At 69.9% G+C, this 21,974-nt stretch carries 23 protein-coding genes; 16 read left to right on the top strand and 7 right to left on the bottom strand.

The annotated features are described in order from the left end of the window. The first annotated feature begins 9 nt into the window (after positions 1 to 9). On the top strand, positions 10 to 1,977 hold the full coding sequence (locus CAM01S_RS03420) for an ATP-binding cassette domain-containing protein (protein ID WP_066516397.1): 1,968 nt from the start codon (positions 10 to 12) through the stop codon (positions 1,975 to 1,977). A gap of 141 nt (positions 1,978 to 2,118) precedes the next feature. Beyond that, the gene (locus CAM01S_RS03415; RefSeq protein WP_066516396.1) at positions 2,119 to 2,802 is read left to right on the top strand and encodes a hypothetical protein; all 684 of its coding nucleotides are present in this window, start codon (positions 2,119 to 2,121) and stop codon (positions 2,800 to 2,802) included. A 110-nt stretch (positions 2,803 to 2,912) separates the two neighbouring features. Here the strand turns inward: CAM01S_RS03415 and CAM01S_RS03410 are convergent, their stop codons facing one another. The 5 genes from CAM01S_RS03410 to CAM01S_RS03390 are packed head-to-tail and all read right to left on the bottom strand — an operon-like array spanning position 2,913 to position 6,685. Next, complete coding sequence (locus CAM01S_RS03410) at positions 2,913 to 4,085, bottom strand: ThiF family adenylyltransferase (RefSeq protein WP_169795823.1); 1,173 nt, start codon at positions 4,083 to 4,085, stop codon at positions 2,913 to 2,915. After that, positions 4,067 to 4,492 (bottom strand): molybdenum cofactor biosynthesis protein MoaE, encoded by a 426-nt coding sequence (locus CAM01S_RS03405; RefSeq protein ID WP_066516392.1) that lies wholly within the window; start codon positions 4,490 to 4,492, stop codon positions 4,067 to 4,069. Before CAM01S_RS03405 ends, CAM01S_RS03410 begins: the two co-directional genes overlap by 19 nt. Then, on the bottom strand, positions 4,489 to 4,980 hold the full coding sequence (locus tag CAM01S_RS03400; RefSeq protein WP_066516391.1) for a MogA/MoaB family molybdenum cofactor biosynthesis protein: 492 nt from the start codon (positions 4,978 to 4,980) through the stop codon (positions 4,489 to 4,491). Before CAM01S_RS03400 ends, CAM01S_RS03405 begins: the two co-directional genes overlap by 4 nt. Further along, complete coding sequence (moaC, locus tag CAM01S_RS03395) at positions 4,977 to 5,450, bottom strand: cyclic pyranopterin monophosphate synthase MoaC (RefSeq protein ID WP_066516389.1); 474 nt, start codon at positions 5,448 to 5,450, stop codon at positions 4,977 to 4,979. The genes CAM01S_RS03400 and moaC overlap by 4 nt, the downstream gene beginning before the upstream one ends. After that, positions 5,447 to 6,685, bottom strand: coding sequence for a molybdopterin molybdotransferase MoeA (locus tag CAM01S_RS03390; RefSeq protein ID WP_066516387.1), 1,239 nt, complete (start codon positions 6,683 to 6,685; stop codon positions 5,447 to 5,449). Before CAM01S_RS03390 ends, moaC begins: the two co-directional genes overlap by 4 nt. Before the next feature lie 99 nt (positions 6,686 to 6,784). On the opposite strand from CAM01S_RS03390, the gene CAM01S_RS03385 reads away from it, so the two are divergent. From CAM01S_RS03385 to CAM01S_RS03365, 5 genes are read left to right on the top strand one after another with little or no spacing between them, the layout of a single operon-like run. Further along, positions 6,785 to 7,651, top strand: coding sequence for an MTAP family purine nucleoside phosphorylase (locus CAM01S_RS03385; RefSeq protein WP_066516386.1), 867 nt, complete (start codon positions 6,785 to 6,787; stop codon positions 7,649 to 7,651). Further along, positions 7,648 to 8,715 carry an NAD-dependent epimerase/dehydratase family protein gene (locus tag CAM01S_RS03380; RefSeq protein WP_066516385.1) on the top strand — a complete coding sequence of 356 codons (1,068 nt, stop codon included), beginning with the start codon at positions 7,648 to 7,650 and terminating at the stop codon, positions 8,713 to 8,715. The genes CAM01S_RS03385 and CAM01S_RS03380 overlap by 4 nt, the downstream gene beginning before the upstream one ends. A gap of 53 nt (positions 8,716 to 8,768) precedes the next feature. Continuing rightward, a complete protein-coding gene (locus tag CAM01S_RS03375; RefSeq protein ID WP_157071388.1) occupies positions 8,769 to 9,491 on the top strand; it encodes a glycosyltransferase family 2 protein in 723 nt (240 codons plus the stop codon). Next, entirely contained in the window at positions 9,488 to 10,222 is a 735-nt protein-coding gene (locus CAM01S_RS03370; protein ID WP_066516383.1) for a TIGR04282 family arsenosugar biosynthesis glycosyltransferase, read from the top strand. Before CAM01S_RS03375 ends, CAM01S_RS03370 begins: the two co-directional genes overlap by 4 nt. After that, on the top strand, positions 10,219 to 10,929 hold the full coding sequence (locus CAM01S_RS03365) for a methyltransferase domain-containing protein (RefSeq protein ID WP_066516380.1): 711 nt from the start codon (positions 10,219 to 10,221) through the stop codon (positions 10,927 to 10,929). The genes CAM01S_RS03370 and CAM01S_RS03365 overlap by 4 nt, the downstream gene beginning before the upstream one ends. Here CAM01S_RS03365 and CAM01S_RS03360 read toward each other — a convergent pair. Next, complete coding sequence (locus CAM01S_RS03360; protein WP_066516376.1) at positions 10,871 to 11,344, bottom strand: hypothetical protein; 474 nt, start codon at positions 11,342 to 11,344, stop codon at positions 10,871 to 10,873. The two genes, CAM01S_RS03365 and CAM01S_RS03360, sit on opposite strands and share 59 nt — an antisense overlap. Further along, a complete protein-coding gene (locus tag CAM01S_RS03355; RefSeq protein WP_245631517.1) occupies positions 11,341 to 12,792 on the bottom strand; it encodes a molybdopterin-dependent oxidoreductase in 1,452 nt (483 codons plus the stop codon). The genes CAM01S_RS03360 and CAM01S_RS03355 overlap by 4 nt, the downstream gene beginning before the upstream one ends. Here CAM01S_RS03355 and CAM01S_RS03350 point away from each other — a divergent pair. The 9 genes from CAM01S_RS03350 to CAM01S_RS03310 all read left to right on the top strand — a co-directional run bounded on the left by CAM01S_RS03350 (position 12,727) and on the right by CAM01S_RS03310 (position 21,971). Continuing rightward, a complete protein-coding gene (locus CAM01S_RS03350; protein WP_066516374.1) occupies positions 12,727 to 14,151 on the top strand; it encodes a glycosyltransferase 87 family protein in 1,425 nt (474 codons plus the stop codon). The two genes, CAM01S_RS03355 and CAM01S_RS03350, sit on opposite strands and share 66 nt — an antisense overlap. Before the next feature lie 46 nt (positions 14,152 to 14,197). Then, complete coding sequence (moaA, locus tag CAM01S_RS03345; RefSeq protein WP_083527726.1) at positions 14,198 to 15,259, top strand: GTP 3',8-cyclase MoaA; 1,062 nt, start codon at positions 14,198 to 14,200, stop codon at positions 15,257 to 15,259. 4 nt (positions 15,260 to 15,263) lie between these two features. After that, positions 15,264 to 15,518 (top strand): MoaD/ThiS family protein, encoded by a 255-nt coding sequence (locus CAM01S_RS03340; protein ID WP_066516372.1) that lies wholly within the window; start codon positions 15,264 to 15,266, stop codon positions 15,516 to 15,518. Between the two features lie 84 nt (positions 15,519 to 15,602). Further along, complete coding sequence (locus CAM01S_RS03335; protein ID WP_066516371.1) at positions 15,603 to 16,190, top strand: DUF2127 domain-containing protein; 588 nt, start codon at positions 15,603 to 15,605, stop codon at positions 16,188 to 16,190. An 85-nt stretch (positions 16,191 to 16,275) separates the two neighbouring features. Beyond that, entirely contained in the window at positions 16,276 to 17,061 is a 786-nt protein-coding gene (locus CAM01S_RS03330; protein ID WP_066516370.1) for a phosphatase PAP2 family protein, read from the top strand. After that, positions 17,058 to 17,858, top strand: a complete 801-nt coding sequence (locus tag CAM01S_RS03325) for a DUF1206 domain-containing protein (protein WP_066516369.1) — start codon at positions 17,058 to 17,060, stop codon at positions 17,856 to 17,858. Before CAM01S_RS03330 ends, CAM01S_RS03325 begins: the two co-directional genes overlap by 4 nt. 153 nt (positions 17,859 to 18,011) lie before the next feature. Further along, complete coding sequence (locus CAM01S_RS03320; RefSeq protein WP_157071386.1) at positions 18,012 to 19,100, top strand: ABC transporter substrate-binding protein; 1,089 nt, start codon at positions 18,012 to 18,014, stop codon at positions 19,098 to 19,100. A gap of 4 nt (positions 19,101 to 19,104) precedes the next feature. Continuing rightward, positions 19,105 to 20,880, top strand: coding sequence for an ABC transporter permease (locus CAM01S_RS03315; RefSeq protein ID WP_066516367.1), 1,776 nt, complete (start codon positions 19,105 to 19,107; stop codon positions 20,878 to 20,880). Then, positions 20,877 to 21,971, top strand: coding sequence for an ABC transporter ATP-binding protein (locus CAM01S_RS03310; protein ID WP_066516366.1), 1,095 nt, complete (start codon positions 20,877 to 20,879; stop codon positions 21,969 to 21,971). Before CAM01S_RS03315 ends, CAM01S_RS03310 begins: the two co-directional genes overlap by 4 nt. The last annotated feature ends 3 nt before the right edge of the window (positions 21,972 to 21,974 follow it).

Below are 21,974 nucleotides of genomic sequence, written 5' to 3'. Positions count from 1 at the left end.
CGTCGGAGCATGGAGGCTCCGCGACCGCTCGTCTGGTTGGGCGCAGTCCTGGCGCTCGCGCTCGCCGTGCCGTTGGTCGCGTTCATCGGTCGGCTCGGTGCGCCGGGCCCACACGGCTTCGGGCAGGCCGGCCTCTTCGGTGCGCTCGGCACGTCGGTTCTGAGTGCGTCGATCTCGACGCTCATCGTGCTGCTGTTCGGGGTCCCGCTCGCATTCGTGCTCGCACGCGCCAGTGGTGTCGTCGCTCGGGTCATCGGCTTCCTGGTGCAGCTGCCGCTCGCGCTGCCTCCGGTGATGAGCGGGATCGTGCTCGTCGACATCGTGGGCCCGTACACGCCGGTCGGGGCGCTGTTCGGCGGTGCGCTGACCGAGTCGCTCGCCGGGGTGGTCATCGCCCAGACGTTCGTCGCCGCGCCGTTTCTCGTCATCGCGGCTCGGAGCGCGTTTCGCTCGGTCGATCCGGCGCTCGATGACCTCGCGCGATCGCTCGGTCATCGGCCGATGGGACGATTCTGGTCGGTGTGGCTCCCGCTCGCCGCGGACGGTATCGCCGCGGGCGCGATTCTCACCTGGCTGCGCGCACTCGGCGAGTACGGCGCGACCGCGCTGCTCGCGTACCACCCCTACACGCTGCCGGTCTTCGTGAACGTGCAGTTCCAGAGCGCCGGTCTGCCGACGACGCAGGCTCCGACCGTCCTCGCGCTGGGTGTCTCAGTGATCGCGCTCCTCGCGGTCGCGATGCTCGGGCCTCTGCGGCGGCGGCGCTCGCGGTCCCGCCGACGCGATGGGGTGCCGCACGATGCTGTGACCGTCCGAGCACCGTCCTCGCGAACGCCAGCACCCGTCGAACTCGCCCTCCGGGCCGTCGCCGGCTCCTTCGACCTCGCCGTGCAGCATCGCGCGTCCACCCACCGCCTTGCGATCCTGGGCGCATCAGGATCCGGCAAGTCGCTGACCCTCCGCGCGATCAGCGGGCTCGTTCCGTCGCATCCGTCCCCAACGCCGTCCGATGGAAACCCCCACAGCTCCGGTGACCGGACGGGAGGCGCGGCGGTCGTCGTCGGGGGCCGTCGCCTTGACGGTGTGGTCGCCGAGCATCGGCGGATCGGCTATCTGCCGCAAGGCGGCGTGCTCCTGCCGAACCGCACGGTGTGGGAGCAGGTGATGTTCGGCGTGGGCGCGGATCCGGGCCTCGCCGTCTGGTGGCTGCGCGCGCTCCAGATCGACACGCTCGTGGACCGGCTGCCCGACGAGCTTTCCGGCGGCCAGCGGCAGCGCGTCGCACTCGCGCAGGCGCTTGCTCGCGATCCGGAGGTGGTGCTGCTCGACGAGCCGTTCTCGGCGCTCGACACGCCGATCCGCGCTGAACTGCGCACGCTCGTCCGACGGCTCCAGCGTTCGGTCGGACTGTCGACGCTCGTCGTCACCCACGATCCCGAGGAGGCCGCGGTCCTCGCCGATGACCTGATCGTGTTGGACGCCGGCCGAGTGCTCCAACAGGGCACGACCCGGGAGGTCTTCGATCGTCCAGCGTCCGTCGCAGTCGCGCGGATTCTCGGGATCGAGAACATCGTCGACGGTGTGGCGGCCGGCCCCGATGAAGTGGCGAGCGGCGCGCTCCGCCTGCGCGGCGTCCACGAGCAGTTACGCGCGATCGCGGCGACGAGCGGGCAGCCCGTGCTCTGGAGCGTCCGGCCCGAGCAAATCGTGCTGACGGCGTCCGACGCCGAACCCACGTCGATCGCGGTCGTCGACGATATCGCGCCCGTCGGTGGCGCGTGGCTCGTCGACCTGTCGATCGAGGGAGGACCGCGCGTGCGTGCCCGCGTCGCCTCCGCACCACGCATCGCTGAGGAGGCGCGTCATCCCGATCCCGCCGCGCTGCTGCCCGGGGATCGCTGCGGCGTGCGCATCTCCCCCGCGGACGTGCGCATCTGGCCCGCGTCTGACGGTCCGGCGGATTTTTTTCGAACCTGACCAAACCGGTTCCCGAAGGCCCCCGAATCACATGCACAACCCGGGAAACACCGGGGGCGCTCACCAGCTACCAACTGCTGGTTCTCCGCTCGAACACGGGCGGTATTCGGCGCGCTCACAGCAGACAGAACGGAATCGATTATGCGCAAGTCCACCAAGGCCGGCGTCGGCGCGGCAGCCGCAGCAGCGATCATCGTCAGCGGGTTCGGCATCGGCACTGGCGTCGCGAACGCAAGCCCGACCGTCCACACCGTCAAGGCGGCCTCGTCCTCCTCCACGATCCCCGCCCCCGAGGCCGCTGTGCCGGCGATCAAGGGCGGCAACACGGCCGTCGCGCTGGACTCTGGCTTCCTCGCGGCCCTCAAGTCCCTCGGCCTGACGCCTGGGGTCACCGGCTCGGCCCAGCTGAACGGCTCGACCGTCTCCTTCCCGATCACCGGTGGATCGGTCGTGTACTGGTCGCCGAAGAGCCACTACCGCCCCTACGTGCAGGGCATCCTCGAGCACGACGGCTCGGGCCTGTCGCTGAAGGCCGGTAGCACGACGGTGACGCTGTCGAACTTCACCATCAACCCCGGGAACTCGCGCCTGTACGGCGACGTCGCCGTGAACGGCACCGTCGCTGCGACGCAGGCCTACCTGTTCGACCTGCACGGCCAGACCCTGAAGCCGCTGATGCTGCAGGGCAACGACGCGATCCTCACCGGCACCACGGTGCACATCTCGCCGGACGCCGCTGCGCTGCTGAACAAGACGTTCAACACGACCGCCGTGAAGTCCGAGCTCCTCGTGGGCGTCGCGACCATCACCGCGCAGATCAAGTAATCCCGCTTCCTCCGGACGGCACCTGCCCCCGTCGCGCGGTCTCCTTTGGGAGCCGGGCGACGGGGGCGTCGTGCGTCAGCGTGCGGAGTGCGGCCGGAGGGCGTCGTGCGTCAGCGCGCGGTCGGCGGCGACACGATCGGGAGGCCCGCCATGCGCCATGCGCGCATCCCCCCGTCGAGGACGGCGGCCTGGAATCCCGGGTGGGCTCGGATCCACGCCTCCGCACGCGGGCCGCGCTCGCAGATCACGACGACGCCGAGGTTCGGCCGGCCGTCGGGGACGCGGGTTCCGCCTGGAGGGCCGGCATCGAACCGGTCCTCGAACTCGGCCAGCGACAGCGCACCGTCGATGATCCCGAGTTCCCGCTCGACGTCCGTGCGGACATCGAGGAGCACGACCGGCCGGGCGCCCGCCTGGGCGAGCCCATGGACATCGACGCGCGGGAGATCGACGCCAGAGCGATCGTCGCTGCGTGTCGCGTCCTCCAGCGTCACGCCGAGCGGGAGCGGGCGAGCGGAATCCGGCCCTCGCCGGACAGGGCTCTCGATCCATCGCCACGTTCGCGCGTCGACCGTCCGGACGGATCCGAGGAGCGGCTCGCCGATTCCGGCGGCGAGCGCGAGCACCTGCCCGGCCATGATGGAGCCGATCACCTGGCAGAGCGCGGGCAGGACCCCGTCGAGCGCGCAGGCGCCTTCGTCGGGCAGGGGTTCGGGGTGGAGGTCGTGGAAGTCGACGCCGCGCGCGTCCCAGAACATTGCGACCTGACCGTCGAACCCGAGCGCGCTCCCCCAGACGAACGGAATCCCCGCCTTGGCGCAGGCGTCCGAGATGCGTCGTGTCAGCTCGGTCGAGTCGGCGGCGTCGACGACGACGTCCGCGTCCGCGACGAGCGCGGCGGAGAACGCCCCCACGATGGCGTGGACGTCGAGCTCCGGGTCGACCGCGTGTGCGTGCGCGGCGGCGCGCTCCGCCTTCGCCTGTCCGACATCGTCCGCGGTGAAGAGCGTCTGGCGGGCGAGATTGGTTCCGTCGACGACATCCGGGTCCACGATGGTCAGCCGTCGCAAGCCACTCCCGGCGAGCAGGGCGATGGCCGGGCATCCGAGCCCTCCGGCGCCGACGACGAGCACGCGGGTGTCCGCGAGGCGTGCGAGCGCCGACGGTCCTGCGCCGTCGAGGAGCGCGGTGCGCGCGCCGAGCACGCGTCGTGCGGGCGAGAGCCCGGCGCCTCCGGTGGGCGCCGCAGTGTCGGAGGAGGCGGTCACAGTGCTGCCACCCACTCGTCGGATCCGTCCGCGAACACCTGATGCTTCCAGATCGGCACGCGCTCCTTCACCGTGTCGACGAGCAACGCGCATGCGGCGAACGCTTCTGCACGGTGGGCGGACGCGACCGCAGCGGCGAGCGCGACGTCGCCGATCCGCAGAGCGCCGACTCGGTGGAGCACCGCGATGCGAACGTCGGGGTACGCCTCCGCGATCGATGCGGCAACCGCAGCGATCTCACCGGCTGCGGTCGGATGCGACTCGTACTGGAGGCTCGTCACCGTCCGGCCGCCGTCGTGGTCGCGAACCACACCCGCGAATGTGACGACTGCGCCGGCGGTCGCGCTCGCCACGAGACCGGCGACCTCCTCAGTGCTGATCGGACGGTCGACGACGTCGGCCTGCAGGATCGTGTCGCTCATTGCACTCCTCGTGCGGGATGTCCGCTGCCGCGCAGCTGCGCGAGCAGGTGGTCGATGATCGGGTCGAGCACTGCGATGCCGTCGCGGACGCCGCCGGTGGAACCGGGCAGCGTGACGATGAGGGCGCCGCCCGCGGTGACGCCCGCGATACCGCGGCTGAGGATCGACGTCGGCGCTGCGGCAGCGCCTCGCGCCCGGATTGCCTCGAGGATCCCTGGGATCGCACGGTCGATGAGCGGCGCAACCGCTTCAGGCGTGCGGTCCGTGGGCGTGAGGCCGGTGCCGCCGGTTGTGACGACGACCGCGGCGGAGTCCGCCGCGGTGCGGACGGTCTCGTGCACGGGCCCGTCGTCGCTGACGATCGTGGGCTCGTCGACCGTGAATCCGCGCTCGCGCAGCCACGCAGCGAGGACTGGACCTGTCCCGTCGAGTGCTCGGTTCTGCGCCGCGCTGGTGGAGACGACGATCACTGCTGCACGGTCGGTCATTCGCGGTGCCAGTCGCCGGATCGGCCGCCGTGCTTCTCGACGACGCGGATGTCCGTGATGACAGCCTCCCGGTCGACGGCTTTGATCATGTCGTACACCGTCAGCGCACCGACGGAGACGCCGGTGAGTGCCTCCATCTCGACGCCGGTCTTGGCGGTGGTGCGCACGGTCACGGCGATGGTGACCCGGTCGTCGCCGCGGTCGATATCGACCTCGATGCCCGTCAGGGGTAGCGGGTGGCAGAGCGGAATGAGGTCTGCCGTCCGCTTCACCGCCATGATCGCGGCGATCCGCGCGGTCGCGATGACCTCACCTTTCGGCAGCGTGCCGTCGAACACGCGCGCGACCACGTCCGGTCGGGTGATGACGCTCCCGCTCGCCGTCGCGGAACGGGCGGTGATGTCCTTGCCGGAGACATCGACCATGTGCGCCGCGCCGTCTGGCCTCATGTGGGTGAGTTCGTCGGTCATCGGATCCTCCAGGTCGAGAGCGTGTCCCCGGGTGCGACGTGGGCGACGCCGACCGGAATGTGAACGAGGTGGGTGGCCGCCGCGTAGTGCGCGAGGAGATGGGAGCTCGCTCCCCCGACCAACCTGATCGCACCGTCGACGACCGTGCCACGGCGAACCTGATGCTTGTCCTCCGGACTCGCGATCGGCTCGCCCGCTCGGGCCTCAGCACGCTCACGAGGCGCCACCCCCACGGCTGCGGCGAGCACCGGCCGGAGGAACAGCTCGAACGACACCAGCGCCGACACAGGGTTCCCGGGAAACGCGATGACCGGCAGCGTGACGGCGCCGAAGTCGACGCTGCCGAGCCCCTGCGGGCCTCCCGGCTGCAGCGCGACCGAGACGAGCGCGAGCCCACGTGGGCCGAGCGCCTGGCGGACCACCTCGTAGGCGCCAGCGCTGATCCCACCGGTCGTCAGGATGACGTCGGCATCGGATGCGTGACCGCGCAGCACATCGAGGAGCGCATCCGGATCGTCCGAGCTGACCGCGCGCGTCACGTGCGCGCCGACTTCGGCGAGCGCCGCTGCCAGCGCGAGCCCGTTCGCGTCGCGGATGGCTGCGCGCGGATCCGCCGGTGCGGCACCGGATGGCCCGGCGAGTTCGGAGCCCGTCGAGACGACGAGGACGCGCACCGGCCGCGCAACCGCGATCGTGTCGATTCCGGAGGCCGCGGCGAGTCCCAGCACGGCCGGCGTCACCGGCTCCCCCGCCTCCGCAAGCGTCGTTCCCGCGCGCGCGTCGGAACCGCGGTCGCGGACGAACGCCCCAGCCGGTGTCGGTGGGACGCGGAGTGTGCGCAGCGCGAGCGATGCCGGGAACGAGCCCGGCGGTACGGCCTCGACGGGCACGACGGCGTCGGCACCGTCCGGCAGTGGCGCGCCGGTCATGATCGGTGCGGCGGTTCCCGGTGCGAGCACTCCCGCAGCAGCGCCGGCAGCGATCGGCGGGGCGATTTCGACACTGTGGCCGCTGTCCGTTGACCGAATCGCGAATCCATCCATCTGGGAGTTCCGGAACGGAGGCAGGTCGATCGGCGTGCGCATCGGCGCGGCGAGCGCAACCGGTCCCGGGAACGACGCGCTCCGCGCGGCGAGGGCCCCGATCGGCGCGGAGACGGGGTCCGCGCCGAGCTGGTGGACAATCGGCGCCAGCAGGGCACGGACCGCCGCAGCGTGCTCTTCGATCGTTCGCATCGTCGCTCCGGGGTACAAATCGGCCTGCTCACCATGAGCGGATCGCAATCCGGTCAATAGCGTGGTTGCGAACCCGCTCTTGAGACTACGGGAGGACCAGTGGAGGACGACGTGATCGGCGTGATCGGCGGATCGGGCCTGTACGAGCTGTTCGACGAGCCTGAGACGCGACTGATCGAGACGCCATTCGGTGCGACCTCCGCGCCGGTGAGCCTCGGGCGGATGGCAGGTCGCCGTGTGGCATTTCTGACCCGTCACGGTAAGAACCACTCGGTTGCGCCTCACCGGATCAACGCTCGCGCGAACGTGTGGGCGCTCCGCGCGCTCGGCGCTCGCGCGCTCGTCACGTCGAGCGCCGTCGGCGGCCTGCACGATGCGTATCCCCCGGGCACGTTCGTCGTCACCGACCAGCTCATCGATCGAACGGACGGCCGTCCGGGCACGTTCTTCGACGACGAGGTGCAGCACCTGTCGTTCGCCGACCCGTTCGACCCCGTGCTGCGACGCACGGCGATCGAGGCGCTCGCGCGGCTCGGGGTGCCTGCGAAGCCGACCGGGACCTGCGTCGTCATCCAGGGACCCCGGTTCTCCACGCGCGCCGAATCGCTCGCGCATCGCGCTGCCGGTGGGCACACGATCAATATGACGATGGCGCCGGAAGTCGCGCTCGCCTGCGAGCTCGGCATGGGCGTTGTGAATCTGTCGTTCGTCACCGATGCCGATGCGGGTGTCGTCCCGGCCGACGCAGCAGACGCCGAAGGAACCACCGACCGCCCCGGCCGCGCGAGCGACGGGAGCGAACCCGTGACCCACGCACTCGTGATGGAACGGCTCGCCGCGGCGAATGCGACCATCGTGCGGGCGATCGAGGCCATCGTGGCGGCGCTGCCCGCCGATTACGTCCCGCGCGAACTCGTCCCGGCCGCCGCGAGCGCGGCCGTTCTGGCACGACGGCCAGCGGCATGACACGGCTGCTCGTCACCGGCGGCGCCGGATTCATCGGGTCGGCGATCGTCGCCGACGCCGTCCGCGGCGGCTACGAGGTTCGTGTGCTCGACACGCTGCGTGCCGATGTGCACGGCGATGCCGATGCCGCGGCCGCGCAGGTGACGCGGCTCGGCGCCGAGTTCGTCCGTGGCGATGTGCGGGACCCGGCTGCGATGGACGCCGCGCTCGACGGTGTCGAGGTCGTCGTCCATGAGGCCGCGAAGGTGGGTCTCGGCGTCAACTTCCAGGATGCGCCGGACTACGTGTCGAGCAACGACTTCGGCACCGCAGTTGTTCTCGCCGCGATGGATCGCGCCGACGTCGGTCGTCTGGTGCTCGCCTCGTCGATGGTTGTCTACGGCGAGGGCGCGTACCGCACCTCCGACGGCCGGATCGTCCGTCCTGCGGCACGCCGCGCCTCCGATCTCGATGCCGGACGCTTCGATGCAGTCGCGGAGGACGGATCGTCGCTGACGCCGGAGCTCATCGACGAGTCGTTCGATCTGGACCCGCGAAACGTCTACGCGCAGACGAAGGTGGCGCAGGAGCACCTCGCGTCAGCCTGGGTCCGCGCCACCGGTGGCAGCGCGATCGCGCTGCGCTACCACAACGTGTATGGGCCGGGCATGCCCGCGAACACGCCCTACGCTGGCGTCGCATCGCTGTTCCGTTCCGCCGTCGCGCGCGGCGAATCGCCCCGCGTCTTCGAGGACGGTCGGCAGCGGCGCGACTTCGTGCACGTCAACGACGTTGCAGGAGCGAATCTCGCGGCGATCGCGGCGATCTCGACCGCCGCGACGTCCTCGTGGCGCGTGTTCAACGTGGGATCGGGCGCAGTGCACACCATTGGCGACATGGCGGCTGCGATCGCGGACGCCGACCACCCGCCCGTGGTCACGGGCGAGTACCGGCTCGGCGACGTCCGGCACATCACCGCATCGAGCGCGCGGATCGCCGAGGAGCTCGGGTGGCGCGCGGCGATTCCATTCGAGGACGGGATGCGGGCCTTCGCGTCTGCGCCCCTCCGAGCGGCCGCCCAGTGAATGCACAGGATCGATCGGACCGTCCACCCCGTCCGATTGCGTCTCCGCCCCGAATGCGTCACGTGAGCCATTCCGTGGACGTGATCTTCCCGACCCTGAACGAGGCCGGCGCACTCCCCTGGGTGCTCGGCCGGCTCCCGGTTGGCTACCGTGCGATCGTCGTCGACAACGGCTCGACCGACGACTCGGCGGCGATCGCCGCAGGCCTCGGCGCGGTTGTCGTTCACGAGCCGAGGCGAGGATTCGGGTCCGCGTGTGCGGCGGGCCTTGCCCGCGCGGAAGCGCCGGTCGTCGCGTTCTGCGACGCCGACGCCTCCATGGACCCGGCCCAACTTCCGGCGCTCGTTGCGCGCGTGCAGCGCGGCGAGACCGATCTCGCGCTCGGCCGGCGCCGGGCCCGGACGCTCAGCGCGTGGCCCGTGCACGCCCGACTGGCGAATCGCGCGCTCGCACTCCTCATGCGCCGCGCCACTGGCTATCCGCTGCACGATCTCGGCCCGATGCGCGCCGCACGTCGGCTGCCGCTCCAGGGGCTCGACCTCCAGGACCGACGGAGCGGGTTCCCGCTCGAGATGGTTCTGAGCGCCCACCGCGCCGGCTGGCGCGTCGAAGAGTCCGACATCGACTACGCGGAACGCGTCGGGCGCAGCAAGGTGACCGGAACGCTCCGCGGCACCATGGTCGCGATCCGCGACATGAGCACCCTGCTCCGCGCACACCGCGTCGGAGACGCAGCCGTCGACTCACCGGTCGATCCGGACGAGGCGACCGCATGAGCGCCGTCGTCATCGTGGCGAAGGAGTGCCTTCCCGGCCGGGTGAAGACGCGCCTCGGCCGATCGATCGGCATGGACGCCGCTGCACGCGTCGCGTCTGCGAGCCTGGAGGCGACGATGCGAACCGCGCGGAGCCTCCCGTTCGACCGACGGATCCTGCTCTACGACGGAACGACGCCCCCCGCCGGATCGGAGGACTTCGAGATCCTCCCCCAGGTGGCCGGCGACCTCGACGAGCGGCTCGGCGCCATGTTCGACGTGATGGACGAACCGACCCTGCTCGTGGGAATGGACACGCCGCAGTGGACCGCCGACCATGTCGCGCCCATCCTGGCGAGCGCCGCCAACCCGGCGGCGTACGACACCAACTCGGCTGCGCACGACACCGACCCGGCGACGAGCGATGCCGATGCGGCGAACGACGTCGACGCGTGGATCGGGCTGGCAGCGGACGGCGGCTTCTGGGCGCTCTGGCTCCGCGACCCGGACGGTGCCCTCACGCGAGGGGTGCCGATGTCCCGGTCCGACACAGGCCGGCAGCAGCTCGCCGCGCTCCGTGCGCGCGGGCTGCGTGTGGAACACCTGCCGCAGCTCGTCGACGTCGACGAGCTTGAGGATGCGCGCACGGTCGCGGCCACCATGCCCGGTTCGGATTTCGCGATCACGCTGCAGCACGCAGCCGCTCACAACGACGGCACACCCGCAACGGCGACGACAGGAGAGGCACGATGAGCGTCACACCCTGGGACGACCAATCGGGCGCGGACGAACGACGAGCCACCGGGTTCGGCGCCGGAGGTGACGAGCCGTACGCGGCTGCGCTCTCGGGTGCCGGCACGTTGCAGATGCGTGCCGCCGATGCCTCCGGCCCACGACGCGACGCCCCCGTGGTCGAGTTCGACGTGGCCCGATGGAGCGCTCCCGCCGACCAGGTCGACCGCAGTCTCTTGAACGGCGTCGACGGTCCGCTCATCGACCTGGGCTGCGGTCCGGGCCGCATGGTCGTCGCAGCGCAGTGCGCCGGCGTTCCCGCGCTCGGCGTCGATCTGTCCGCCGCGGCGGTGCGCGTCGCTCGCCGCGCCGGTGCCGACGTCGTCCGCGGCTCCGTGTTCGATCCGCTGCCGGCTGAAGGCTACTGGGACACCGCCTTGCTCATCGACGGCAACATCGGCATCGGCGGCGACCCGGTTCGGCTCCTGCGCCGCGCCGGCGCGATCATCCGCGTCGGAGGATCCGTGATCGTCGAGGCGCATCCGGATCCACGGATGGACCGCCGATTCGATGCCGTCGTGACCGATCGCCGCGGTCGCGTGAGCGCTGCATTCCCGTGGGCCGAGATCGGACTGGAGGCGCTCCTCGACTCCGCCGATCAGGCCGGCCTCATCCCGCGCGCCGCTTGGACGGTCGCCCACCGGACGTTCTGCGACCTGACGCGCTGATTCCGACGACCAGCACGACCACGACGATCACCGCAAGCACCCCTTCGACGACGCCGAGGCGCATGCCGTAGTCGAACGGCACGACGGTCGGATTCCGCTGGACGTGATGCTTCGCGTCGATCTCCGGCAGGACGACCGCTGCGAGCACCGCGGCGAGCGCCACGGCGCTCTGCACCGTGATGAGCGTCCAGGCGGGCAGGACACGACCGACGCGCCGAAGCAGGACGCCGACGCCGACCACGAACGGCGCGAGCACGACGTCATGCAGGATGATCGCGGCGAGGATCCAGATGCCGAGGCCGCGCAGACTGGTGGGGCGGACGGTTGCGTGGAGCGTGTACGCCCCGAACCCGATGATGAGGACGCCGACCGCGATCAGTACCGTTCGGGCGACGAGCAAGGCGCGCGCGCTCATGCCATCACCTCGATGCTGGCGAGCCACTTGGTCTGCAGGACGCCGGGACGGCCGGGTGCCATGATCCGTGCTGGGTACCCGTGGTCGATGTCGAGGTCTTCGCCGTTCAATTCGAGCGCCACGACGGTCGTCGGGTCGGCCGCGTACTCCGGCCCCATCTCCATGATCCGGTAGGCGCCGTGCTGCTCGAGGCTCGTGATCTTCAGCCGGGAGTCGGGAGGAGCTCCGACGGCGGTGATGAGGTCGCGGAGTCGCACGCCGCGCCAGGTCGCCATCTGGCTCCATCCCTCCACGCACGCGATGGGCAGCTGCACGGTGACGAGCCCGAGCGCGCGAAGGTCCGTCCGACTGAACCGCTTGCGGACCCCGTGTGCCGAGACGGTCAGCGCCCAGTCCGCGGCGCGCGCGGTGTCAAGGACGCCTGCCGCGTGCGCGGTGCGGTTGATGGGCAGTCCGTTCGGGCCGAGACCGCGCTGTCGCGGGGCGAACACGTTGAGCGGTTGCGCGAGCGCGTTCGACTGACCGACCGTCAGAACGACGACTCCGGCAACACCCGATGCGATCGCGGCGAGGAAGCCACGGCGTGCGAGCCGCCCGGATTCGGTGGCGCGCTGCCGCGGGACGACCGGCTGCCGCTCGTCGTCGATCCACCGTTCGACCCGGCGCACGAGCGACCGTCCGCGGTCCCGAGCGTCGTCCCGGCTCGGTTCGACGACGGCGCGATCCGAGTCGGGGAGCAGCTCGCTGCCGACGGTCCGGTCGGGGATGAATCGTCCGTCCGCGTCGACGGAATCGCGCCGCCGCCAGTACCGGACGATGATGCGGAGCTTCACGCCGATGTGCACGGCGAGTGATCCGATGAGCACGTAGGCCATTGCGTAGTGCGTCTGTCGGAACGGGAACGGCCAGGGGTACCACTGGAACGTGTTGACGAGACCGGTGAACACCTGAACGAGCGCTCCCCCGACGAAGACCGCGATGGAGGCGCGCTCCAGGAGGTGCAGCACGTTCCGTACCGGCGGCATCTGCAGGAGCGACGGCAGGACGGTGTTCAGCTTCGCGAAGAGGAGCGGGATGATCGCGATGCCGGCGGTGATGTGCAAGCCCTGCGTGAACGCGTAGAGGCTGCGCGGGCTGGTCGGGAACCGCATGCCGGGCAGCGGGTCCTGCAGGAAGTGGCTGTAGACGCCGGTGGCGAAGCAGATGACGAACGCGATCCCGAGGAGCCGACCGATGACGACCGCGGACCGTGCGTTGCGGTTCGGCGAGTGGAGCGCCGCACGGAGCGCGCGGAGGACGGACGCGACCCCGTCGGAGGCTGAACGGAACCCGCGGAGGCGCGACGCGCCTCCCGATAGCCTGGCTGGACCATGGACCGCCGGATGCGTACGACGTTCGCTGTCGGCGCGGCGATCCTCGTCGTCGCGCTGGCGGCGATCGTCGCGCACGGCGTCACGGGGCTCGGGTTTCTCACTGCGGCTCATCGCACTGCATTCGTTACGTGGACGCTGACCGCTTGGGGTGTGTTCGCCGGGGCGATGATCGTGGTGCGCTTCGCGGACGGTCGATGGGTTCCGGCGCTGGTCGTCGGTGGCGCGGCACTCATCGGTGTCGCCGCGCTCCTCGGTCCGCCGAATACGAGCACCGACTCGGCGCGGTACGCGTGGGACGGCATCGTCCAGTTGCACGGGATCTCGCCGTACGCGCACGTTCCGGCGTCGCATGCGCTCGCCGACCTTCGCCCGGCGTGGCTGTTCCCGTCGCCCATCGACGGCGCCGCCGGGCAGTCCTGCCCTGGCGGGCAGCGCATCATGGTCACACACGACACCGTAACGGGCGCATTCGTCTGCACCGCGATCAACCGGGCGACCGTGCCGACGATATATCCGCCAATGGCCGAGCTCTGGTACGCGCTCGTCCGCCTGCCCGTGCCCGGCACGGCGATGTACCTGCCGATGCAGGTCGCGTGCCTCATCGTGAGCGTCGGTGTCAGTGCCGGACTGCTGGTCGTGCTGCGGCGCAGCGGTCGTCCGCTCTGGTGGGCGGCACTGTGGGGATGGTGCCCACTTGTCGCGTCAGAGGGGATCACGAACGCGCACATCGACATGCTCGGCGCCGCGCTCACGACGGCCGGCGCCGCGCTGGTCGCGTTCCGTCGGCCGATTCTCGGCGGCATCGTGCTCGGCGCGGCGACCGCGACGAAGCTCATCCCCGCGATCGTGTATCCGGCGCTCCTCAACCGGCGGCGGTCGTGGTGGGCGTTGCCCGTCGGCATCGCGACGTTCGCGCTGCTCTACGTGCCGTACGTGATCTCCACGGGCATTCGCGTGATCGGCTTCCTGCCCGGCTATCTCAGTGAGGAGGGCTACGACAACGGGACGCGCTTCACACTGATCTCGGCGGTGCTCCCAGGGTCCGCGGCGACGGTTGCGGTCGCGATCGTGGTGCTGGTGGCCGCGTTCCTCGCCTGGCGTCTCGCCGACCCTGCGGCGCCGTGGAGCGGCGAAGTGCTCATGGTGGGCGTCACCCTCCTCGCCGTCAGCCCGCGCTACCCCTGGTATGTCCTCATCCTGGTGCCGTTCATCGCGCTGACCGGCCGGTGGGAGTGGCTGTCGATCGGTCTCGCCATCCTGCTCCGTCAGATGCACCCGTCAGAGCACTCGTTCCGCCTGTCGCTCCTCGCGTCGATCGCCGTCATCGTGCTCGTGAGCGCGCTGCGTGCGACGCCCGACGACTGGCGGCGGTGGCGCGACCGGTTGTTGCACGATCAGCGGCGCCGCCCGGCCCCCGCTGCGTCCGACCGCTGAGGGCGGGCTCGGCGCGCCAGGCTCCCCCGCGACGTATGCTCAAGCGATGCCCGCAGCGCTCCAGCGAACCATCCCGACCCGAAGGTCGGCGCCGACGACGGCGTCCGACGGCCTGGTCGACCGCTTCGGGAGGCGCGCGATCGACCTCCGCGTGTCCCTCACGGAACGCTGCAACCTGCGCTGCACGTACTGCATGCCAGCGGAAGGACTGCCGTTCGCGCCGAATGACGCCCTGATGAACGCGGCCGAGATCGAGCGCCTGGTGCGACTCGGCGCGACGCACCTCGGCGTTCGGAAGGTCCGGTTCACCGGCGGTGAGCCGATGCTCCGCGCGGACATCGTCGACATCATCGCTCGGTGCGCGGCGATCCCCGACGGTCCGGAACTGTCGGTGACGACGAACGCGATCGGCCTTGCGAGCCGCGCCGCGCGCCTCCGGGCAGCGGGACTGCGCCGCGTGAACGTGTCGCTCGACACGGTGGATCCGGATGCGTTCGCTCGGATCACGCGGCGCCCGTTCCTCGATCGGGTCCTCGAAGGCCTCGCCGCCGCGCACGCAGCCGGACTCGGCGTGAAAGTGAACGCGGTGCTCCTTCGCGGCGAGAACGACCTGCTCGCCGTGCCGCTCCTGCGGTGGTGCCTCGAACGCGGCTACGAGCTCCGGTTCATCGAGCAGATGCCGTTGGACCCCGGACACGCCTGGGATCGAACCGAGATGATCACGGCCGCGGAGATCCGGGAGCTGCTCAGCGAGACCTTCGTCGTGACACCCCGCGACGAGGACCGCGATGGTGCACCTGCCGAGCGGTACGACGTCGTCGACCGTGTCTCCGGGGAGGCGCTCGGCACGGTCGGCATCATCGCGAGCGTCACCGAGTCGTTCTGCGCCGACTGCACGCGCACACGCCTCACGGCGGACGGCCACGTGCGGAGTTGCCTGTTCTCCGACGCGGAGACCGATGTGCTCGGCCCCATGCGCGCCGGCGCCTCGGACGACGAGGTCGTCGCGATCTGGCAGCGCGCCATGTGGGAGAAGCCACGCGACCACGGCGTCGACAGCACGGGGTTCATTCACCCGGTGCGCGGCATGAGCGCGATCGGCGGCTGACCGTATGCTCATCCGCTTCTTCGCCGCCGCGCGCGCTGCTGTCGGCACCGACGAGGTCCGACTGCCGAGCACTGCGGGCTCGCTCGGGGACGCGCTCGACGCCGTCGACGCCACGACCGTCGTCGCGGACCCGGCGCGTTGGACTGCGCTGCAGGCCCGATGCTCGTTCCTGCTCGACGGCGTGAGCACACGTGATCGCTCGGCGAGCATCGATGGCGTTGCCATGATCGACGTGATGCCGCCGTTCGCCGGCGGCTGACGGCTGCCGTCCCGCCGCCACTCCTGCTGAGCATCCGCTTTACGCTCCTGAATGACGTCCAGGAGCAGGGTGCACGGTAAACCGATGCAGCCTTCCGCTCCGCAGCGACCCGCGAATCGGCATCAGCGACTCGTCGACATCGTCTTCATCATCGGTGTCTTCTTCAAGGGACTCGACGGCGTGGTCGAGCTCATTGCGGGCATTCCGCTGCTCTTTCTCGGCCCGAGCACGATCCAGCACCTGGCCCATCAGGCCACCGCCGACGAACTGCAGGAAGACCCCCACGATCTGATCGCCCACCTGATCCTGCACGGCACTGCAAGCCTGACCGCTGGGGCCACCGTGCTTGCCGCGGTGTACCTGATCTTCCACGGCGGCGTGAAACTCGCCATCGTCATCGCGCTCATGTTCGGCAAGCTCCGCGTCTACCCGTGGGCGCTCGCCGGGCTCGTCGCGTTCCTCGTCCTGCAGATCGTGCAGCTCACGCTGCAGCCGAGCATCGGGGTTGCGGTCCTGACGGTGTTCGACGCGATCATCATCATCCTCACCTTCCGCGAGTGGCGGGAGCACCGCGTTCTGCCGGAGGCGTGGCGAAACGCCCTGGGTCGCCCCCCGCGCGGCGCTGCGTCACCGGGAGACGGATCGCGTCATGCTGATGCGCAGAGCGCATAGTCACCGCATCGTTCTCGCGCAGATGTAACAGACCTGATCGTTTCCTGGAAGGGTTGGTTTCCCAACTCACTCCACGGAGGCGTCGATGGCGACCAGCAGCGCCGGAATTGACCGGCATCATTCGGTGGGCTTTTGGCGCGGCAAGTTCGTCGTCGAAGAGCGCTACGTGCAGCCGGCCGAGCGTCGGAGCCTGTACCGCACCGGAATCATCCTGGTCGTGGTCGGGCTCGTCGCGTTTCTGTATCTGTTGATCAGCGTTGTCACCCACACCGGGTTCCAGCGCCTCGATACACCGGTCGAGCACTGGTTCGACGCGCAGCGTCAGCGCGACGCGACCGGGTTCATGATCGCGCTCGCCGTGATCTTCGGGCCCACCGCGATGCCGATCATCGTCGCGGTCGTCTCAATCACGTGGTTCCTGTTCGCAAAACACGGATGGCGTCCGATCCTGCTCGCCGCCGGCATGCTCACCGGGGTGATCCTCGCCGAGGTACTCGCACCGATCGTGAAGCATCCGCGACCACCGATCGGACTCATGCTCTTCGGGCCGGATCACTCGTACTCGTTCCCGTCCGGGCACGTGCTCGGCACCTCTGACTTCTTCGTGCTCCTCGCCTACCTGCTCGCCACCCGCGTGCGGAAGACCTGGTTCACCGTCGTGGTCTTCGTCGTCGCGATCGGCATGGTGCTGCTCCAGGTGGCGAGCCGCCTCTACCTCGGCTACCACTACATCAGCGACACGACTGCCTCGATGTCGCTCTCCTGCATGATCGTCGGGATCGTGATGCTCATCGACACGCGGCGCACGGTCCGGATACCGGGCGAGCGGGTCGACGGCGACCACAGCCAGCCGCAGGTGGACGCATCATGAGCGAGATCCGCCAGGTAGTCCGGAAAGCCTCCGATAACCCTGTCCTCGAGGCGCTCGCCCGCGTCGGCTTCATCGCGAGCGCTGTGGTGCACTTCTTGCTCGGCTACCTCGCGATCCACGTCGCGCTTCATCTGGGCGGCGAAGCCGATCAGTCCGGCGCGCTCGCTGCGGTGGCCGGCCTTCCCTTCGGCCGGTTCATCCTCTGGGTGATCACCATCGGGCTGTTCGCGCTCGGTCTGTGGCTCCTCATCCAGGCATCGCTCGGCATCGGGTCATCGAGCAAGAAGCGTTGGCTCCGGAGCCTCAATTCGCTCGTGAAGGCGATTGCCTACATCGCGATCGGTATGACGGCCCTGACGTTCGCCACCGGTCACTTCACCAGCTCGAATGCGTCGACCACGCACATGAGCGCCAGCGTCCTGGCGATGCCCGGAGGCCGTATCCTCCTTGGGATCGTCGGGCTCGTCGCCATCGGTGTTGGCGGGTACTTCATCCAGAAGGGGGCGACCCGCCACTTCAAACGGGACATTCGCATCCCGAGCAACGTGGCGGAGCGCCCGGTGATCGTCCTCGGCGTCGTCGGCTACGTGGCGAAGGGCATCGTGATCGTGGTCGTCGGGATCCTGTTCATCGTCGCGGCGGTCGAGGTGAACCCGACACGAGCCTCCGGGCTGGACGGGGCACTCAAGTCGCTCGTGGCGTTGCCGTTCGGACAGGTGATCCTCGTGATCGTCGGCGTCGGACTGATCGCCTACGCGATCTACACCGTGGCTCGGGCGCGGCTCGCGCACCTCTGATCGCCTGAGAGATCCCCCACGTTCGGGGCACGCGCCCGTCAGGACCGGTTCACCCGAGCGCAACCCCGAGGTAAGCTTTTGGCAACCGCTGTTGCCCACGATTCCTAACAGTTGTTCGTCTCCCCGATTGACGGACCGATTGAAGGGATCACCATGGTTCGGAGTCGACGCACGGCATTGGCCGTCGCTCTCGTCGCCGCTGGCGCAATCGCCTTGACCGGATGCTCGGCGCAGGCGACGGCGACCAGCGGAAGCAGCGCCTCCAGCAGCACCGCCTCGGGCAAGAAGGAGGCGATCACCCTCTACGCGGCCGAGGGATACGACTCCTCCGTGCCGAAGGCGTTCACGGCGAAGACCGGCATCCCGGTGAAGGTCGACGATGACAGCACCGGCCCCCTCCTGACCAAGATCCAGGCGGAGAAGAACAACCCGCAGTGGACCATGCTGTGGGTGGACGGAGACCAGGCGTTCGCGTCGCTCGACCAGCAGGGCATGCTGGCGAAGGTCACCCCATCCGCATCCTTCAATGCGCAAGGTCAGAAGCTCCAGCCGAGCGACCACGCGTATGTGGCGACCGGTACGACGCTCATGGCGGCACTCATCTACAACGCCGCGAAGACGAGCTCGGTGCCGAAGACCTACCAAGACCTGCTCGGCTCGGCTTACCAGGGCAAGGTCGGCATGAACGACCCGGCGCAGTCCGGCCCGACGTACCCGTTCATCGCCGGCCTCATGAACCAGCTCGGTGGCCAGTCGAACGGCATCAGCAAGGGCGAGGCGTACTTCACCAGCCTCAAGGCCAACGGCCTGAAGGTGTTCCCGACGAACGGCGACACCCTGCACGCCCTCGAGACCGGCCAGATCGACTACGGCCTCATCCAGAGCTCGGCAGCCGTCGGAGAAACGCTCAAGGTCAAGCCGACTGCGACGTACGACCCGAAGATCGTCTACCTGCCCGAGGCGACCCTCCTGCCGAGTGTCATCGGCGTCGACAAGGCAGCAGACCCCACCCAGCAGGCCGAAGCGAAGCAGTTCATCGACTTCGCGCTGTCCGCCGAGGGCCAGAAGGCGATGCAGGCGGGCGACCCCACCGGTGACTCGCTCTTTTACCCGGTTGTGACCGGGACGCAGCCGCTCTCCGGCGTGCCCGCGTTCCCGTCCCAGTACCAGCGCATCAGCCCGACGTTCTGGGGCTCCAAGGAGTCCGAGATCGTCAGCTGGTTCGAGCAGAACATCAAGTAAGCCCATGTTCGAGCAGAGCACGGCGCGCCCGATCGCACTCGGCGCGCGAGCATCGCGCCGCACCGCGGGACGGCTCCCGCTGCGGATCCGGATCAGCCCGATGACCGCGCTCTGGGTCGTGATCATCGCGATCCTCGTGCTGCCGATCGCGGTGTTCCTCACCCTGGCGATCGCGCCTGCTCTGCTCGACCAGGGCACCTCCTGGTTCAGTCTCAGCGCCTTCGCCGACGCGCTGTCCGGCCAGACCCTTGTCGGGTTCGCCGATTCCACTGCGGTCGGCCTCGTCGCATCCGTCTCGGCCACCGCCGTCGGCACCGGACTCGCCTGGGTCGTCGCACGAACCAACGCGACCGCGCGACGCGTCGCCACCGGACTCGTCTTCGCCCTCTTCCTCACCCCGTCATATCTGATCGCGCTCGGTTGGGAGCGGCTCCTCGAACCGAACGGCGTGCTGCAGGTCCTTGGTGCCGACCCGGCGCCGCTCCGGAGCGTCATCTACGGACCCGTCGGCGTGGCACTCGTCCTCGCTGTCAAGGGCGTGCCGTTCGCGTACCTCTCGGCCGGGAACGCGCTCGCCGGCCTCGGCCGAGAGTACGAGGACGCGGTTCGAGTCCACGGCGGACGGCCCGGACGCGCCATCGTCGTCGCGCTGACACTGATCGCGCCCGCGATCTGGTCATCGCTCGCGATCGTGTTCGCCGAATCCGTGAGTGACTACGGTGTCGCGGCGACGCTCGCCAACGCCGCGCACTTCCCCGTCGCGACCTACACGCTGTACCTCGCCGTGCAGGCGTTCCCGGTGAACTTCCCCCTCGCGTCCGCGGTGAGCTGGCTCCTTCTCGCGCTCATCGTGCTCGCACTCGCGCTGCAACGGCGCGCGCTCGGCCGACGCGGGTTCGAGGTACTCAGTGCGCGCACGCGGACCGGACGACGAACACGCCTCTCTCCCGGTGGCCAGGCGGTCTGGCTCGTCGCACTCACCGCGCTCACCCTGACGAGCCTCGGCGTTCCCACCGTCGGTGCGATCTCCGCATCGCTCATCGACGGGCTCGGGTCGATCACCGCCTCGCACACGTGGGGCTTCGCCAACTACGCCCGCGTGCTCCACAGCCCGGACCTCGGCGGCCCCCTCGTGTTCTCGACCGTCATCGCGGCGATCGTCGCGTCGATCGCCGTCGTCCTCGCCGTCGTGTGCGCCCGGGTGCTCGCGAAGCAGAACCAGACCGCCGGCGGCCGCGTGCTCGACAGCGTGCTCCTCGCCGCGGTCGCGCTCCCCGGAATCGTCTTCGCCGCGGGGTACATCTTCACGTTCAACCTGCCGTTCATGAACACCCTCGGCATCAAGCTGTACGGCACGACAGCTCTGCTCGGCCTCGCCTATCTGGCTACAGCGCTGCCATCGACCACGCGCCTCCTGGTCGGAGCGATGGCGCAGTTGCAGCGGTCCATGGCGGAGTCGGCGCGCGCGCACGGCGCCAACGGGATGCGCGCCTGGTGGGGCATCACCGTGCCGATGCTCGCCCGGCCGATCCTCTCCGCGTGGCTCCTCACCTACGCAGGCACCCTGCTCGAACTCCCGGTCTCGCAGCTGCTCGCGCCCGCCGGGACCATGCCCGTCGCCGTCGGCATTCAAAACGCGCTCGGCCGCTACGACTTCGGCGGCGGGACCGCGATGGAGGTCATGGCGATCCTCTCCGCACTGGTCGTCGTCGCGATCGGATACGGCGGGTACGCGCTCTTCGCCCCTGCCGGCTGGAAACGAATCGGAGCAACACGATGACCATCACCGCACCGACGACCACGGGCGTCGACGTCGTCGTCAGTGGACTCACGAAGCGATACGGCGCCACCACCGCGCTCCAGGACATCGATCTCGATGTCCGCAGCGGCTCGTTCACGGTGCTCCTCGGCCCGTCGGGATCCGGCAAGTCGACGCTCCTCCGCACCCTTGCGGGCATCGAGTCGGCCGACGAGGGGACCGTCCGCATCGGCGATCGGATCGTCGACGACGCCGGACGCACGCGCGTCCCGCCGGAGCGGCGCGACCTCGCCATGGTGTTCCAGGACTATGCGCTCTGGCCGCACATGACCGTGGTGCAGAACGTCGAGTACGCGCTGCGCCGCCGATCGCTGCCCGGCCACGAGCGGCGCGAGCGCGCCAACGAGATGCTCGAGCGCGTCGGGCTCGGCGGCCTCGCAGCGCGATACCCCAACGAGCTCTCCGGAGGCCAGCAGCAGCGCGTCGCGCTGGCCCGCTCGCTCGTGAGCCGCCCCGGCCTGCTGTTGTTCGACGAGCCGCTCTCGAACCTCGACGCTGACCTGCGCGAACGCCTGCGCGTCGAGATCGCGACCCTCACCCGCGAGATCGGCGCGACCGCGGTCTACATCACCCACGACCAGGGTGAGGCGTTCGCGCTCGCCGACGAGATCGTCGTCCTCGACCACGGCACGATCCTGCAGCAGGGAACCGCGGAGGATGTCTTCGCCGAACCGGCCGACCGGACTGTCGCGCGATTCACCGGCACCGCCCTCGAATGCGAGGGCGTCGTGGAACGCAGCGTCGCCGAGCACGTCACCGTTCGCGTGAACGGCTGCCTCGTGCACGGACGCGCACGAGGCCCGCTGCAGCCGGGCGACCGCGTGCACGTCGTCGTGCGGCCCAATGCGCTCGGACTCGTGGCCGCGTCGGACGGTGACAACGTCCTCCACGGAACCGTCGCCGATGTCGCGTTCCGCGGAACCCGATACGACCACGTCCTCGCGACCGACGTGGGTATCCTCACCGGCGTCGCGCACCCGACCGGGCACGCACGCGGCTCCACCCAGCACGTGCGCATCGACCCCGCCGGGTGCTTCGCCTTCTCAGCCTGACCA

Source organism: Curtobacterium ammoniigenes NBRC 101786, assembly GCF_001571045.1.
Taxonomy (GTDB): domain Bacteria; phylum Actinomycetota; class Actinomycetes; order Actinomycetales; family Microbacteriaceae; genus Curtobacterium; species Curtobacterium ammoniigenes.
This window is presented reverse-complemented; position numbering and strand designations above follow the sequence as displayed.

Coding starts and splice junctions, on each gene's coding strand:
- CAM01S_RS03420 (WP_066516397.1), top strand. CDS start 10: ATGGAGGCTCCGCGACCGCTCGTCTGGTTGGGCGCAGTCCTGGCGCTC.
- moaC (WP_066516389.1), bottom strand. CDS start 5,450: ATGACCGACGAACTCACCCACATGAGGCCAGACGGCGCGGCGCACATG.
- CAM01S_RS03360 (WP_066516376.1), bottom strand. CDS start 11,344: ATGAGCGCGCGCGCCTTGCTCGTCGCCCGAACGGTACTGATCGCGGTC.
- CAM01S_RS03380 (WP_066516385.1), top strand. CDS start 7,648: ATGACACGGCTGCTCGTCACCGGCGGCGCCGGATTCATCGGGTCGGCG.
- CAM01S_RS03365 (WP_066516380.1), top strand. CDS start 10,219: ATGAGCGTCACACCCTGGGACGACCAATCGGGCGCGGACGAACGACGA.
- CAM01S_RS03370 (WP_066516383.1), top strand. CDS start 9,488: ATGAGCGCCGTCGTCATCGTGGCGAAGGAGTGCCTTCCCGGCCGGGTG.
- CAM01S_RS03315 (WP_066516367.1), top strand. CDS start 19,105: ATGTTCGAGCAGAGCACGGCGCGCCCGATCGCACTCGGCGCGCGAGCA.
- CAM01S_RS03325 (WP_066516369.1), top strand. CDS start 17,058: ATGAGCGAGATCCGCCAGGTAGTCCGGAAAGCCTCCGATAACCCTGTC.
- CAM01S_RS03330 (WP_066516370.1), top strand. CDS start 16,276: ATGGCGACCAGCAGCGCCGGAATTGACCGGCATCATTCGGTGGGCTTT.
- CAM01S_RS03310 (WP_066516366.1), top strand. CDS start 20,877: ATGACCATCACCGCACCGACGACCACGGGCGTCGACGTCGTCGTCAGT.
- CAM01S_RS03320 (WP_157071386.1), top strand. CDS start 18,012: ATGGTTCGGAGTCGACGCACGGCATTGGCCGTCGCTCTCGTCGCCGCT.
- CAM01S_RS03340 (WP_066516372.1), top strand. CDS start 15,264: ATGCTCATCCGCTTCTTCGCCGCCGCGCGCGCTGCTGTCGGCACCGAC.
- CAM01S_RS03335 (WP_066516371.1), top strand. CDS start 15,603: ATGCAGCCTTCCGCTCCGCAGCGACCCGCGAATCGGCATCAGCGACTC.
- CAM01S_RS03415 (WP_066516396.1), top strand. CDS start 2,119: ATGCGCAAGTCCACCAAGGCCGGCGTCGGCGCGGCAGCCGCAGCAGCG.
- moaA (WP_083527726.1), top strand. CDS start 14,198: ATGCCCGCAGCGCTCCAGCGAACCATCCCGACCCGAAGGTCGGCGCCG.
- CAM01S_RS03390 (WP_066516387.1), bottom strand. CDS start 6,685: ATGCGAACGATCGAAGAGCACGCTGCGGCGGTCCGTGCCCTGCTGGCG.
- CAM01S_RS03350 (WP_066516374.1), top strand. CDS start 12,727: ATGCGTACGACGTTCGCTGTCGGCGCGGCGATCCTCGTCGTCGCGCTG.
- CAM01S_RS03400 (WP_066516391.1), bottom strand. CDS start 4,980: ATGACCGACCGTGCAGCAGTGATCGTCGTCTCCACCAGCGCGGCGCAG.
- CAM01S_RS03375 (WP_157071388.1), top strand. CDS start 8,769: ATGCGTCACGTGAGCCATTCCGTGGACGTGATCTTCCCGACCCTGAAC.
- CAM01S_RS03405 (WP_066516392.1), bottom strand. CDS start 4,492: ATGAGCGACACGATCCTGCAGGCCGACGTCGTCGACCGTCCGATCAGC.